This is a genomic window from Pseudomonas sp. XWY-1 (assembly GCF_002953115.1).
In the GTDB taxonomy this organism is placed as follows: Bacteria; Pseudomonadota; Gammaproteobacteria; order Pseudomonadales; family Pseudomonadaceae; genus Aquipseudomonas; species Aquipseudomonas alloputida.
The window spans coordinates 5,380,333-5,393,305 of record NZ_CP026332.1 but is presented as its reverse complement, the minus strand read 5'-3'; the positions used below and the strand labels follow the sequence as shown (position 1 = coordinate 5,393,305).

Here is a 12,973-nt window from a genome sequence, read left to right as displayed (position 1 = left end):
AATCGTTCCCGTGACAGTCTGCACTGGTTACCCTGTGGGAGCGGGCGTGCCCGCGAACACCGGCAAAGCCGGTGCCATACACCGAGTTGCATTCTTCGCGGGCATGCCCGCTCCCACAAAGCCCCCCTGAACGCTATATATTCACAGCCATGAAAAGCCATAAGGATAAGAAGGCGTGTTGGCAACATCTCTGGTGCTGGTTGCCGCCCTGCTGCATGCAACCTGGAATACCTTGATCAAATTCAGTGGCGAGCGCTTGCTGGTAATTGCCAGCATGGACACGGTAGCGCTGGCCTTCGCGGTGCTGGCGGTGCCCTTCGTCGATGTTCCGCCTGCTGAAATCTGGCCCTGGTTGGTAGCCTCGGCACTGGCTGAGCAGTTGTACCGCTATCTGCTGATCAAGGCCTACCGCGTGGGCGACCTGGGGCTGGTCTATCCTCTGATGCGCGGGCTGTCACCGCTGGTGGTGCTGGGGCTGACCCTGGCCTTTGCTGGGGAATCGCTGAGCCAGCAGCAGATCATCGGTATCCTGTTGATCCCCTGTGGCATGGCCTGCCTGTTGTGGCAGGGCGGCGGGGGTGACCGGCTGCCATGGTCGATGCTGCCGGTAGTTGCCTTGATTGGCCTGTGCATTGGTTGCTACACCTGGTTCGACGGCCAGGCCGTGCGCCTGTGGGGCAAGCCGTGGGATTACCTGGTCTGGCTGACCCTGCTCAGCGCCTGGCAATTCCCGTTGTTGGCGGGCGTAGCGCGGCGGGCGCCATTCGTACTGTTCTGGCGAACCCAATGGCGCCTTGGGTTGGCGGTAGGGTTCTGCGTATTGTTCAGCTATGCCCTGGTGCTGTGGGCCATGCACCTGGGGTCAGTGGCCGAAGCGGCGGCACTGCGGGAGTTGAGCGTGATCCTGGTGGTGCTGCTGGGTATGCGCTACCTCAAAGAACCTTTTGGCGGGCCGAGACTCCTAGCTTGCGGGCTGGTGTTGGCCGGCATGCTGGTAATGAAGCTTTGAACTGAAGACTGAACAAGGAGTCCTGTCCATGACTGTTGCCCTGTGGTGCATCCTGATTGCGCTGCTGTTGAACCCGCTTTGTGCCTTGATCGCCAAGGCGAGCAGTGGCCGCTTCGGCCTCAAGGACAATCACGATCCGCGAGCCTTCCTCGATACCTTGTCGGGCCTGCCGCGGCGTGCCCATGCAGCGCAGCAGAATGGCTACGAAGCGTTTCCGGCATTTGCTGCGGCGGTGCTTGTGGCGGATATCGTGGGCAATGCAGAGCAGGTGACCCAGGATGTGCTGGGGGTGATGTATATCACCAGCCGCTTGCTTTACATCATCTGCTACCTGGCCGACTGGGCTGCCTTGCGGTCGCTGGTGTGGTTTGCCAGCCTGGCACTGATCGTGTCGTTCTTCGTGGTTTCCATCTGAAACCGAGTGGTCTTCTTCGCGGGCTTGCCCGCTCCCACAGGTACACCACAGTATTCAAGGGCTGTGGTGTACCTGTGGGAGCGGGCAAGCCCGCGAAGAATCCATCGCCGATCAAGGTACCTTAGGTACCTCAGGTAGCGGCTGGCCTTTAGGCCAGAGCATCCAGATCTGCCCCTGCTGTTTCATGTTCCCGGCCAGTTCGCCGGCTTCCGGCCCGGTGCCCCAGAACAGGTCGGCACGCACTTCGCCGGTAATCGCCCCGCCGGTGTCCTGCGCGCCAACCGGTCGTACCACCGGCGTGCCGTCCGGGCGTGTGGTAGACAGCCACAACAAGCTGCCCAGGGGAATCACCTTGCGGTCGATGGCCACGCTGTAGCCGGCGGTAAGCGGTACGTTCAGCGAGCCGCGCGGGCCTTCGTTGCTGTCCGGGCGGGTGCTGAAGAATACGTAGCTGGGGTTGCTGGCCAGCAGCTCTGGTACGCGCTGCGGGTTGGCCTGGGCCCAGGCATGAATGGCGCCCATGCTCACTTCTTCTTTTTTCAGCTGACCTTGCTCCACCAGCCAGCGGCCGATCGGCCGATAGGGGTGGCCGTTCTGGTCGGCGTAGCCCAGGCGCAGTTGACGGCCGTCCTCCAGTTGCACCCGGCCAGAACCCTGGATCTGCAGGAATTGCAGGTCCATCGGGTCGGTCAGCCAGGCCAGCACCGGTGCCTTGACGCCGTTACGGTTGATGACTTCGGCCGTGTCGTAGGGCTTGAGCACCCGACCCTCCAGGCGGCCGCGCAGGCGTTTGCCCTTCAGTTCGGGGTACACGCTGGCCAGGTCGACCACGATCATGTCATCAGGGATGCCGTAGACCGCCACATGGTTGGTTGCCGATTGGCTCAGGCTGCCTGGGTAGACCGGCTCGTAGTAGCCGGTAATCAGGCCGTTGGCATTGTTCTCTGCAGAGCGCAGGCCGTACACCTGCAGGTTCTGTTCAAGGAAGGTTCGCACTTGGGCGGCGCTGGCTGTGGCGCTGCCGGCCGCTTCGCAGGTGGCGGCCCACACCGGGTCGCGCTTGAGTTTTTCGCAGCCGTTGCGCCATGCATAAAAGCCTGCCAGCAGGTCTTCATCGCTGACGGCCGGCAAGTCTTTCCAAGTGGCCGGGGCATAGGTGGCGACAGCGTGGGGCTCGGGCTTGGCGCTCTCGCCGCCGTTGCAGCCGGCCAGCAAAGCCAGCACCGGCAGTGTCCAGGCCAGGTGGCGCAGGGCAGATTTCATGTGTGCATTCCTGTCATGAGCGAACATGAAGGTTCGCCCCTGTCTTTTATGTGGCTATTGGTGTTTGGCCCAGGGGCAGCGATACTGGCCGCCCATTTGCGTAGGCCGAAGTGAGCGTGATGTTTAAGCGATTGACCGTTGTTCTGCTGGCAGCACTTGCCCTGGGAGGGGCTCTGACGGGTTGTGACCGGGTTGACCCGAACTCGCCGCTGGGCAAACGCAAGGTGATCTTCAAGGACATGCTCAAGACCAGCGAGGACCTCGGCGGCATGCTGCGTGGCCGGTTGCCGTTCGACGGGGTGAAGTTTGCCGACGGCGCGCTGAAGCTGGACAGCCTGTCGCATCAGCCGTGGCAGCATTTTCCACAGGTGCGCGATGGTGGTGACAGCGCCGCCCGTGCCGAAGTGTGGGAGCGCCAGGCGCGGTTCCATGACCTGGCCCGGCAGCTTGAGGGCGTCACCGGCGAACTGGTCGATGTCACCCGCAACCAGCCACTGGATGCTGCGCAATTGAAGGCACCGATGGACAAGGTCGAGGCTGCGTGCAAGGCCTGTCATAGCGAATTTCGTAATCATTGAATGGCTGTGCTGTTTGCGCAAACCTTCGAGGCGTGTACAAATTCCACAAAGACCAGGCTTGCCGGCCAGATGCCTTAGCGGTCGAGAGCGTCGACCGCTTCCTGCAGCTCTTTACGCGACTCGGCCAGCTTGTCCTTGCGTTTGTTGATCTTCTCGGCGTCGCCTTTCTTCTCTGCCTTCTTCAAGTCCTTTTCCCGCTGCGCCACTTCGTGACGCGCATCGAGCACCTTCTGCTCACGTTCCTTGCGCAGGCTGGCGTCGGTGCAGTTGTCCACACCGCGCAGGGCTTCCTCCAGCCCTGCAACCTGGTCGCTGTTGCCGTGGTCACGGGCAATTTTCAGCTGGTTTTCGATGGCGCTGCGCTTGGCGGCGCAACCGGTCAGGCCGGCATCCGGCTGGGCAGCCTGAGCAGTGCCCGCGGCCAGGCCCAGTGTTGCGAGCAGGAAAAGAGTCGAAATACGTTTCATGAAAAGCCTCCCTAACGGGGCGGGGCAGCAAAAGTTGGGGGAAATCCTGCCTTGGTTTTGCCCATTTAGAAACCCTTGGTGAGGTTTTCTGCCGGAGTCTCGGGTTTTTCCTACGCACTATTTGGTAAAAAATCATTGCTCAATGCGCTGGGGTGGGGTCCGGAAACCTTCTATGCCGGCTTCGGCCAACTGTGCGGCAATGGCTTGCACCTCGGATGCCGCGAAAAATTCCACAAGTTGGCGCGAGCGTTTTGCGCCGATGCCGGGCACGGTTTGCCATTGCCCGGCACTGCGTGAAGCCAGCGCCTGCCAGTCGCCAGTCAGTGGCAAATGCTTGCCAATGGGCACGCCAAGGGCGCGCAGCCACTGATCGAATGGGCGTGAGCGGGCTTCGTCGAAACTGCCCATCAGGTGTGCCGCAGTGAGCCTGCTGATACCGGGGGCCTGCTGCAGGCGCTCGGCATCGAGCTGCAGCCAGTCGGTCATGGACGTTACCAAGCCAGCTTCGACCAGCCGACGCCATGTGCCCGGCCCGGTGCGTGGCAAGGCCAGGCCCTGTTTACCGCCAAGCCAGGTGAGTCGGGCAATGAACTGCTCATCACAGCCCTCGCTGGCTTGCCAGCAGCTGTGGGCATGATGCTGGTCGGGTGCTGGTGCGGTTATCGGTTGGCGCTCTACAGCGCGGTGCACGACGTGTTCGAGCCGCGGAATGGTCAGCCCGGCAAGGCTGATGGCCACCTGATCGCCAGGGCGAATATCCAGGCGTTGCCAGCGCGCCAGCGACCCAAGGCTGACTTGGCTAATGCGCCGGTCATCGAGGGTAACGGGTTGCAGGTGAAGAACGGGCGTGACCCTGCCAGTGCGGCCGACCCGAAAGCGCACGTCGCGTACTTCGGCCAAGGCTTGTGCATAGGGGTACTTCCAGGCCGCGATCCAGTATGGCGCCTTGGCCTGCCAGCGCTCGGCAGGTGGCCGACTGCCCTGGCGCAGGATCACACCGTCGGTGGCGAAGGGCAGAGCAGAGCGATACCAGTGCTCGCGCCAGTGTGCTGCATCCTCCAGCGTGTCGATGGCGATGCTGTAAAGCTGGCTGTCCGGAAAACCCAGTCGTGCCAGCTGGGCGAGGCGTTCGGCCTGTTGCTCGGGGCCGTGCGGCCAGCCCCACACGAACAGGCCGATAGCGTTGCCTTGTGCGCCAGTCAGTTGCTTGCGTGCGAGCAGCCCTGCCACGGTACCCCGGGCGTTGGCGCTGCCTGCCTTGGCTTGCACATGTTCGTCCAGGCGCAGATACAGCTCACCTTGCAAGTGCAGGTCGACCGCCTCGGGCAACTGCCGTGTGACAGCGCCGAGCTGTGGGATGTGTCGGCTCCAGTCATGGCCGTGTACACCGTCCCCCCGGCTGGTCAGCTGTACCAATCGGCCCTGTTGGTAAGTGAGGGAAACGGCTACGCCGTCGACCTTGGGCTGTACCCACACGCCGGTCTTGCCGGCCATCCATCGCGCCACGGCCTGGCGGTCTGCCAGCTTGTCGACGCCGGTATGCGGCACGGGGTGGGGGACCGGGCCGCGAGCGCTGGCCAGGGGGGAGGGGCTGGTGCCAACCGCGAAGCACTGCTGCAGGTGGTTCAGGCGCTCGCGGCTCTGGTCGTACAGTTCGTCGGCCACCAGGGCTATGCCCTGCCGATGGTAGTGCTCGTCCCATCGGGCAAGCGTGGCGCGCAGTTGCGCAACTTCGGCCTTGGCCTGTTGCGGGTTCCAGTGTGGGCATGAGGCAGCCCTGGCCAATGGGGTGTTCAGCACAAATAGCAGGGCGAACAACAACAGGTACGGCATGGCCTGGCATCCTTGCATGGCGGGGAAGCGCTTAGCGTAGGCGGGTGGCGGGGCGGGCGGTGCGTGCAGTTGTCAGGTGATATTTCGCTGGTGTTCGTCTCCAATCCCGAGGCGGAGCAAAAAACGAGCGCGGCGCTCGATCTCACGGGCGATGGACATGCCGTGACAGGCACAAAAAAGCCCCTGCCGATCGCTCGGCAGGGGCTTTCGTCTGGCGCTGCAGGAAGCTCTTACAGGCCGGCAGCGTCACGCAGCGACTGGGCGCGGTCGGTGCGCTCCCAGGTGAAGGTGGTGAAGGTGTCGTCGCCGACAGTCTTCTGCTGCGGGGTGCGGCCGAAGTGGCCGTAGGCAGCGGTTTCCTGATACATCGGGTGCAGCAGGTCGAGCATGGTGGTGATGGCGTATGGACGCAGGTCGAAGCACTCACGCACCAGCTGGATGATCTTGTCGTCGGAGACCTTGCCGGTACCGAAGGTGTTGATCGAGATGGAGGTCGGCTGGGCCACGCCAATGGCGTACGACACCTGGATCTCGCAACGCTCGGCCAAACCGGCGGCGACGATGTTCTTGGCCACGTAGCGGCCGGCGTAGGCGGCGGAGCGGTCGACCTTAGACGGATCCTTGCCGGAGAACGCGCCACCCCCGTGGCGGGCCATGCCGCCGTAGGAGTCGACGATGATCTTGCGGCCGGTCAGGCCGCAGTCACCCACCGGGCCACCGATGATGAAGTTGCCGGTCGGGTTGATGTGGTACTGGGTGCCTTTGTGCAGCAGTTCGGCCGGCAGGGTGTGCTTGACGATCAGCTCCATCACGGCTTCTTGCAAGTCTTTCTGCGAAACCTCCGGATTGTGCTGGGTCGACAGCACCACGGCGTCGATACCGACCACTTTGCCGTTCTCGTAGCGGCAGGTGACCTGCGACTTGGCATCCGGGCGCAGCCATGGCAGCAGGCCGGACTTGCGCGCCTCGGCCTGGCGTTCTACCAGACGGTGCGAGAAGCAGATCGGTGCAGGCATCAGGACTTCGGTTTCGTTGCTGGCATAGCCGAACATCAGGCCTTGGTCACCGGCGCCCTGGTCTTCCGGCTTGGAGCGGTCCACGCCCTGGGCGATGTCTACCGACTGTTTGCCGATGATGTTCATCACGGCGCAGGTGGCGCCGTCGAAGCCGACGTCGGAGCTGTTGTAGCCGATGTCGATGATGACTTTGCGCACCAGGTCTTCCAGGTCGACCCAGGCCGAAGTGGTGACTTCGCCGGCGATGATGGCGACACCGGTCTTGACCAGGGTTTCGCAGGCTACGCGGGCGTATTTGTCCTGAGCGATGATGGCATCAAGGACTGCGTCCGAAATCTGGTCGGCGATCTTGTCCGGATGCCCTTCGGACACGGACTCGGAGGTGAAAAGGGAGTATTCGCTCATCTCGAAGGTTCCTGAAATTTACCGATGGTGTATGTCGCCAGCCGTCCGCTGAAAATGGCGGACCTGGATCTGGAAACCGTTACGCAAGCCCACGTACAGGCTGTCCGCATGGGCCAGCCCGGCAGCGTTGGCCCAGCGCGCCAGGTCGTCCTGTTCGAAGCCCAGCCAGAGGTCGCCGCAGGCTTCGCGCGCCCACCCCTGGTCATGGCTGCACAGTTCGGTGACCAGCAGGCTGCCGCCTGCCTTCACCCGTTTGGCCAGCTGGCGCAAGGCCAGGGCCGGGTCGCTGAAATGGTGCAGCACCATGTTCAGCACAACGCAGTCGGCGGCCACATCCGTTGCACCCAGTGCATCGGCCAACTGCAGGTTCACGTTGTCGAGCCCTTCGCGCTGGCACACCTGGCGCGCAAGCTCGAGCATGGTAGGGCTGTTGTCCAGGGCGGTGACCTGGGCGAAGCGCCGGGCCAGGTCGGGCAGGAAGCCACCGTCGCCGGGGCCGACTTCCAGCGCGCTGGCGGCCGGGTCGAAATGCAGTTTGTCGAGCAGCGCCAGCAGGCTGTCGCGGTACTGCGGAAGGCCGGCGATCAGGTCCTGCTGGGCACGGAACTTCTCTTCCACGCGCAGGAAGAAGTCCTGGCTGGTGGCCGCCCGGCGCTGCTGGACATGGGCTATGCGCGCCTGCACATCGGGCGGCAGGGCCAGGTCGTCGACTTCTTCGAGCAGCGCCGCGTGCAGCCGGCCACCCAGGCGCAGGCCATCGGGCAGGGCACGGCGGTAGAAGATGGCGTTGCCTTCGCGGCGGGTTGCCACGAGGTCGGCCTGAGCCAGCACCTTGAGGTGATGGCTCATGCCCGACTGGCCGATGTCGAAGATCTGCGCCAGCTCCAGCACGCCGAACGAGTCATTGGCCAAGGCGCGCAATACGTTCAGGCGCAGCGCATCGCCACTGGCTTTGCACAGGGCTGCCAATGTTTCGCGTTGCTCGGGGATCGATTGCGCACGCAGATTCATGGGGCGGCAGTCTAGACAGGCATCGATGCCCTAGCAAGGCCAATATCAAAAAGTTTTGATATTGGCGATGAGCTGCAAGCCGAAAGCCTCAAGTTACACGCTTTGGGGCACCCCGAGTCGCGCTCTGCTTCTTCAGTTGCGGCTTAAAGCTGGCGCCTGGCGCTTAAATGTTTGCCCCAAGCGCCCCCAGTGGGCGAAAATGGCCGCCTTTTTCGTGACACCACCTATTCAAGCCCCCTAGGAGATCAGCGATGCCCAGCCGTCGTGAACGTGCCAACGCCATTCGTGCCCTCAGCATGGATGCCGTGCAAAAGGCCAACAGCGGCCACCCAGGTGCCCCCATGGGCATGGCGGATATCGCCGAAGTGCTTTGGCGCGACTACCTGAAGCACAACCCGAGCAACCCGAGCTTCGCCGACCGTGACCGCTTCGTGCTGTCCAACGGCCACGGTTCGATGCTGATCTACTCGCTGCTGCACCTGACCGGCTACGACGTCACCATCGATGACATCAAAGGCTTCCGCCAACTGCACAGCCGCACCCCGGGCCACCCGGAATACGGCTACACCCCAGGTGTGGAAACCACCACCGGCCCGCTCGGCCAAGGTATCGCCAACGCCGTGGGCTTCGCCCTGGCCGAAAAAGTGCTGGCTGCCCAGTTCAACCGTGACGGCCACAATATCGTCGACCACAACACCTATGTGTTCCTCGGCGACGGCTGCATGATGGAAGGCATCTCCCATGAAGTCGCCTCGCTGGCCGGCACCCTGGGCCTGAACAAGCTGATCGCCTTCTACGATGACAATGGCATCTCCATCGACGGCGAAGTGCACGGCTGGTTCACCGACAACACCCCGGCGCGCTTCGAAGCCTACAACTGGCAGGTGATCCGCAACGTCGACGGCCATGACGCCGAAGAAATCAAGATGGCCATCGAGACCGCCCGCAAGAGCGATCGCCCGACCCTGATCTGCTGCAAGACCATCATTGGTTTTGGCTCGCCGAACAAGCAGGGCAAGGAAGATTGCCACGGTGCACCGCTGGGCAACGACGAAATCGCCTTGGCCCGTAAAGAACTGAACTGGAACCACGGCCCGTTCGAAATCCCTGCCGACATTTATGCCGAGTGGGATGCCAAGGCCGCTGGCGCCAAGGCCGAAGCCGAGTGGAACCAGCGCTTCGAGGCCTACGCCAAGGCCTACCCGGAGCTGGCTGCCGAGTTCAAGCGCCGTGCCAGCGGCGAGCTGCCGGCCGACTTCAGCGAAAAGGCCCAGGCCTACATCAACGAAGTGGCTGCCAAAGGCGAAACCATCGCCAGCCGCAAGGCCAGCCAGAACGCCCTGAACGCCTTCGGCCCGCTGCTGCCGGAGTTCCTCGGCGGCTCGGCTGACCTGGCCGGCTCCAACCTGACCCTGTGGAAAGGTTGCAAGGGCGTCGAAGCCAATGACGCCAGCGGCAACTACGTGTTCTACGGCGTGCGCGAGTTCGGCATGACCGCCATCATGAACGGCGTTGCCCTGCACGGTGGCCTGGTGCCTTACGGCGCGACCTTCCTGATGTTCATGGAATACGCCCGCAACGCCGTGCGCATGTCGGCCCTGATGAAGCAGCGCGTGATCCACGTGTACACCCACGACTCCATCGGTCTGGGCGAAGACGGCCCGACGCACCAGCCGATCGAGCAGCTGACCAGCCTGCGCAGCACCCCGAACCTGGACACCTGGCGCCCGGCCGACGCGGTGGAATCCGCCGTGTCCTGGAAAAACGCCCTGGAGCGCAAGGACGGCCCATCGGCGCTGATCTTCTCGCGCCAGAACCTGCAGCACCAGGACCGCGATGCCCAGCAGATCGCCGACATCAGCCGCGGTGGCTATGTGCTCAAGGACTGCTCCGGCGAGCCTGAACTGATTCTGATCGCCACCGGTTCCGAAGTGGGCCTGGCTGTTCAGGCCTTCGACAAGCTGACCGAGCAAGGCCGCAAGGTGCGCGTGGTTTCCATGCCGTGCACCAGCGTGTTCGATGCCCAGGACGCTGCCTACAAGCAGTCCGTGCTGCCGCTGGAAGTCGGTGCGCGCATCGCCATCGAAGCTGCCCACGCCGACTTCTGGTACAAGTACGTCGGCCTGGAAGGTCGTATCATCGGCATGACCACCTACGGTGAGTCGGCGCCGGCTTCGGCATTGTTCGAAGAGTTTGGCTTCACCCTGGAGAACATCCTCGGTACTGCCGAAGAGCTGCTGGAAGACTGATTTAAAGATCTGCGGGCGGTGTCGCCTTCATTCGCGGGCAAGCCCGCTCCCACAGAGGTTGCATGAAACCCTGTGGGAGCGGGCTTGCCCGCGAATGCCACACCGCAAATTCCGCAGGCTGACGACAATTGAACTGTCTCGTGAGCCCCGAATGCCCCACCGTCCCTACAAAGTTGCACTCAACGGTTATGGCCGTATCGGCCGCTGTGTCCTGCGCGCGCTGTTCGAGCGGGGGGCAAAGGCCGGTTTCGAGATCGTTGCGCTGAACGATCTGGCCGATCAGGCCAGCCTCGAATACCTGACACGCTTCGACTCCACCCACGGGCGTTTTCCCGGCGAGGTCAAGGTCGACGGCGACTGTCTGCACATCAATGGCGACTGCGTGAAGGTAATGCGCAGTGCCACCCCCGAAGGCATCGACTGGGCTGCGCTGGGCATCGACCTGGTTCTGGAGTGTTCCGGTGCCTATAACACCCGTGCCGATGGCCAGCGTTTCCTCGAAGCCGGTGCGCCAAGGGTGCTGTTCTCGCAGCCCATGGCCAGCGAGGCTGACGTTGACGCCACGGTGGTCTACGGCATCAACCAGGCCTGCCTAACCGGCAGCGAGCGCCTGGTGTCCAACGCCTCGTGCACCACCAACTGCGGCGTGCCGCTGCTGCGTGTGCTGGACCAGGCGTTCGGCATCGAATACGTGCAGATCACCACCATCCACTCGGCGATGAACGACCAGCCGGTGATCGATGCCTATCATCACGAAGACCTGCGCCGCACGCGTTCGGCCTTCCAGTCGGTGATCCCCGTGTCCACTGGCCTGGCGCGTGGCATCGAGCGCCTGCTTCCGGAACTTGCCGGGCGAATCCAGGCCAAAGCGGTACGTGTACCGACCGTCAACGTCTCGTGCCTGGACATCACCCTGCAGACCGCCCGCGACACCAGTGCGGCCGAAGTCAACCGAGTGCTGCGCGAGGCCGCGCTGGAAGGCCCGCTTAAAGGCTTGCTGGCCTACACCGAGCTGCCGCACGCCAGCTGTGATTTCAACCATGACCCGCATTCGGCGATCGTCGATGCCAGCCAGACGCGTGTTTCCGGGCCTCGCCTGGTAAACCTGCTGGCCTGGTTCGACAACGAATGGGGTTTTGCCAACCGTATGCTCGACGTTGCCGAACACTTTCTGCACGTCGTTCACCCAACCCGCAACAAACAGCCCTGAAGGACTGCATTCATGACCGTGTTGAAGATGACCGACCTCGACCTGCAAGGTAAGCGCGTACTGATCCGCGAAGACCTCAACGTGCCTGTGAAGGACGGTGTGGTAGCCAGCGACGCGCGTATCCTGGCAGCGCTGCCGACCATCAAGCTGGCCCTGGAGAAGGGCGCAGCGGTAATGGTCTGCTCGCACCTGGGCCGCCCGACCGAAGGCGAATTCTCTGCCGAGAACAGCCTCAAGCCGGTCGCCGATTACCTGAGCAAGGCCCTGGGCCGCGACGTGCCGCTGGTTGCCGACTACCTGGACGGTGTCGCGGTACAGGCCGGTGAACTGGTGCTGTTCGAGAACGTGCGCTTCAACAAAGGCGAGAAAAAGAACGCCGACGAGCTGGCGCAGAAGTACGCAGCCCTGTGCGACGTATTCGTCATGGACGCTTTCGGCACCGCACACCGCGCCGAAGGCTCGACCCATGGCGTCGCCAAGTTCGCCAAGGTGGCCGCTGCCGGCCCACTGCTGGCAGCCGAACTGGATGCCCTGGGCAAGGCCCTGAAAGCCCCGGCCAAGCCAATGGCGGCCATCGTTGCCGGCTCCAAGGTTTCCACCAAACTGGACGTGCTGAACAGCCTGAGCAGTGTTTGCGACCAGCTGATCGTCGGTGGCGGTATTGCCAACACCTTCCTGGCCGCTGCTGGCCACCCGGTGGGCAAGTCGCTGTACGAGCCTGACCTGGTGGACACCGCCAAGGCCATTGCCGCCAAGGTCAGCGTACCGCTGCCAGTCGACGTGGTGGTTGCCAAGGAGTTCGCCGAGACCGCCGAAGCCACCGTCAAGGCCATCGCCGACGTAGCTGCCGACGACATGATCCTGGACATCGGCCCGCAAACCGCGGCCAACTTCGCCGAGCTGCTGAAATCGTCGAAAACCATTCTGTGGAACGGCCCGGTTGGCGTGTTCGAATTCGATCAGTTCGGTAACGGCACCAAGGTACTGGCCAAGGCCATCGCCGACAGCGCCGCGTTTTCCATCGCCGGTGGCGGTGACACCCTGGCAGCCATCGACAAATATGGCGTCAGCAAGGAAATCTCCTACATTTCTACCGGTGGTGGCGCCTTCCTCGAGTTCGTCGAGGGCAAGGTCCTGCCAGCTGTGGCAATCCTGGAAGAGCGGGCCAAGGCCTGATGACGTCGGCGCTTGGCAAAGGGAGTGGCCTGGTGGTCAAACAATTGCCTGTGATGATGCTGGCTGGTCTGCTGAGCGCTTGCGCGGGCAGCCCGGCCTCGGATACCGACCCGGCGCAGTCGCACAAGGGCGGTTGCTACCAGTCCGAATGGCAGGCCGAGACTGTGCCGGTCATCGGCAAGCGCGTGGGCCCGGAAGGCCTGGAAAAGTACGACGAAGACCACCAGCGCAAGGCGCCGGGTTGCCCTTGATCGGGTAATAGGCAACCTGAACGTTGATTTGTGGTCTTGAAGAAGGGGCCGCTGTGCGGCCCTTCGCGGGCTCGCCCGCTCCCACAGAGA

Annotated in this window: 12 protein-coding genes; 7 read left to right on the top strand and 5 right to left on the bottom strand. The window is 63.2% G+C overall.

Annotated features, from left to right (window positions below):
- Positions 1–175 precede the first annotated feature (175 nt).
- Both PRJ_RS25205 and PRJ_RS25200 read left to right on the top strand, forming a co-directional pair.
- Complete coding sequence (locus tag PRJ_RS25205) at positions 176–1,009, top strand: DMT family transporter (RefSeq protein ID WP_020191826.1); 834 nt, start codon at positions 176–178, stop codon at positions 1,007–1,009.
- 28 nt (positions 1,010–1,037) lie between these two features.
- Entirely contained in the window at positions 1,038–1,424 is a 387-nt protein-coding gene (locus tag PRJ_RS25200) for an MAPEG family protein (protein WP_010955544.1), read from the top strand.
- Positions 1,425–1,535: 111 nt separating this feature from the next.
- Here the strand turns inward: PRJ_RS25200 and PRJ_RS25195 are convergent, their stop codons facing one another.
- A complete protein-coding gene (locus tag PRJ_RS25195) occupies positions 1,536–2,687 on the bottom strand; it encodes a murein transglycosylase A (RefSeq protein WP_020191825.1) in 1,152 nt (383 codons plus the stop codon).
- A 119-nt stretch (positions 2,688–2,806) separates the two neighbouring features.
- Here PRJ_RS25195 and PRJ_RS25190 point away from each other — a divergent pair, with 119 nt between their 5' ends.
- On the top strand, positions 2,807–3,265 hold the full coding sequence (locus tag PRJ_RS25190; RefSeq protein ID WP_064492989.1) for a cytochrome c: 459 nt from the start codon (positions 2,807–2,809) through the stop codon (positions 3,263–3,265).
- Positions 3,266–3,339: 74 nt separating this feature from the next.
- On the opposite strand, the gene PRJ_RS25185 is transcribed toward PRJ_RS25190, so the two are convergent.
- The 4 genes from PRJ_RS25185 to PRJ_RS25170 all read right to left on the bottom strand — a co-directional run bounded on the left by PRJ_RS25185 (position 3,340) and on the right by PRJ_RS25170 (position 7,997).
- Complete coding sequence (locus PRJ_RS25185) at positions 3,340–3,732, bottom strand: DUF1090 domain-containing protein (protein WP_020191823.1); 393 nt, start codon at positions 3,730–3,732, stop codon at positions 3,340–3,342.
- 132 nt (positions 3,733–3,864) lie between these two features.
- Positions 3,865–5,565, bottom strand: coding sequence for an NAD-dependent DNA ligase LigB (gene ligB, locus PRJ_RS25180; protein WP_104962676.1), 1,701 nt, complete (start codon positions 5,563–5,565; stop codon positions 3,865–3,867).
- A gap of 230 nt (positions 5,566–5,795) precedes the next feature.
- The gene (metK, locus tag PRJ_RS25175; RefSeq protein WP_003249375.1) at positions 5,796–6,986 is read right to left on the bottom strand and encodes a methionine adenosyltransferase; all 1,191 of its coding nucleotides are present in this window, start codon (positions 6,984–6,986) and stop codon (positions 5,796–5,798) included.
- A gap of 18 nt (positions 6,987–7,004) precedes the next feature.
- On the bottom strand, positions 7,005–7,997 hold the full coding sequence (locus PRJ_RS25170; protein WP_003249377.1) for a metalloregulator ArsR/SmtB family transcription factor: 993 nt from the start codon (positions 7,995–7,997) through the stop codon (positions 7,005–7,007).
- A gap of 251 nt (positions 7,998–8,248) precedes the next feature.
- Between PRJ_RS25170 and tkt the strand changes: the two genes are divergently transcribed.
- From tkt to PRJ_RS25150, 4 genes are all read left to right on the top strand, one after another.
- Complete coding sequence (tkt, locus tag PRJ_RS25165; protein WP_104962675.1) at positions 8,249–10,246, top strand: transketolase; 1,998 nt, start codon at positions 8,249–8,251, stop codon at positions 10,244–10,246.
- A gap of 151 nt (positions 10,247–10,397) precedes the next feature.
- Positions 10,398–11,456, top strand: coding sequence for an erythrose-4-phosphate dehydrogenase (gene epd / locus PRJ_RS25160; protein WP_020193574.1), 1,059 nt, complete (start codon positions 10,398–10,400; stop codon positions 11,454–11,456).
- A 12-nt stretch (positions 11,457–11,468) separates the two neighbouring features.
- Complete coding sequence (locus PRJ_RS25155; RefSeq protein ID WP_003249382.1) at positions 11,469–12,632, top strand: phosphoglycerate kinase; 1,164 nt, start codon at positions 11,469–11,471, stop codon at positions 12,630–12,632.
- Complete coding sequence (locus PRJ_RS25150) at positions 12,632–12,883, top strand: hypothetical protein (protein ID WP_019437228.1); 252 nt, start codon at positions 12,632–12,634, stop codon at positions 12,881–12,883. Before PRJ_RS25155 ends, PRJ_RS25150 begins: the two co-directional genes overlap by 1 nt.
- The last annotated feature ends 90 nt before the right edge of the window (positions 12,884–12,973 follow it).

What these genes read in the sequence shown, in the direction of transcription:
- PRJ_RS25200 (WP_010955544.1), top strand. Translation starts at nt 1,038, where the DNA reads ATGACTGTTGCCCTGTGGTGCATCCTGATTGCGCTGCTGTTGAACCCG.
- PRJ_RS25195 (WP_020191825.1), bottom strand. Translation starts at nt 2,687, where the DNA reads ATGAAATCTGCCCTGCGCCACCTGGCCTGGACACTGCCGGTGCTGGCT.
- PRJ_RS25190 (WP_064492989.1), top strand. Translation starts at nt 2,807, where the DNA reads ATGTTTAAGCGATTGACCGTTGTTCTGCTGGCAGCACTTGCCCTGGGA.
- PRJ_RS25185 (WP_020191823.1), bottom strand. Translation starts at nt 3,732, where the DNA reads ATGAAACGTATTTCGACTCTTTTCCTGCTCGCAACACTGGGCCTGGCC.
- ligB (WP_104962676.1), bottom strand. Translation starts at nt 5,565, where the DNA reads ATGCCGTACCTGTTGTTGTTCGCCCTGCTATTTGTGCTGAACACCCCA.
- metK (WP_003249375.1), bottom strand. Translation starts at nt 6,986, where the DNA reads ATGAGCGAATACTCCCTTTTCACCTCCGAGTCCGTGTCCGAAGGGCAT.
- PRJ_RS25170 (WP_003249377.1), bottom strand. Translation starts at nt 7,997, where the DNA reads ATGAATCTGCGTGCGCAATCGATCCCCGAGCAACGCGAAACATTGGCA.
- tkt (WP_104962675.1), top strand. Translation starts at nt 8,249, where the DNA reads ATGCCCAGCCGTCGTGAACGTGCCAACGCCATTCGTGCCCTCAGCATG.
- epd (WP_020193574.1), top strand. Translation starts at nt 10,398, where the DNA reads ATGCCCCACCGTCCCTACAAAGTTGCACTCAACGGTTATGGCCGTATC.
- PRJ_RS25155 (WP_003249382.1), top strand. Translation starts at nt 11,469, where the DNA reads ATGACCGTGTTGAAGATGACCGACCTCGACCTGCAAGGTAAGCGCGTA.
- PRJ_RS25150 (WP_019437228.1), top strand. Translation starts at nt 12,632, where the DNA reads ATGACGTCGGCGCTTGGCAAAGGGAGTGGCCTGGTGGTCAAACAATTG.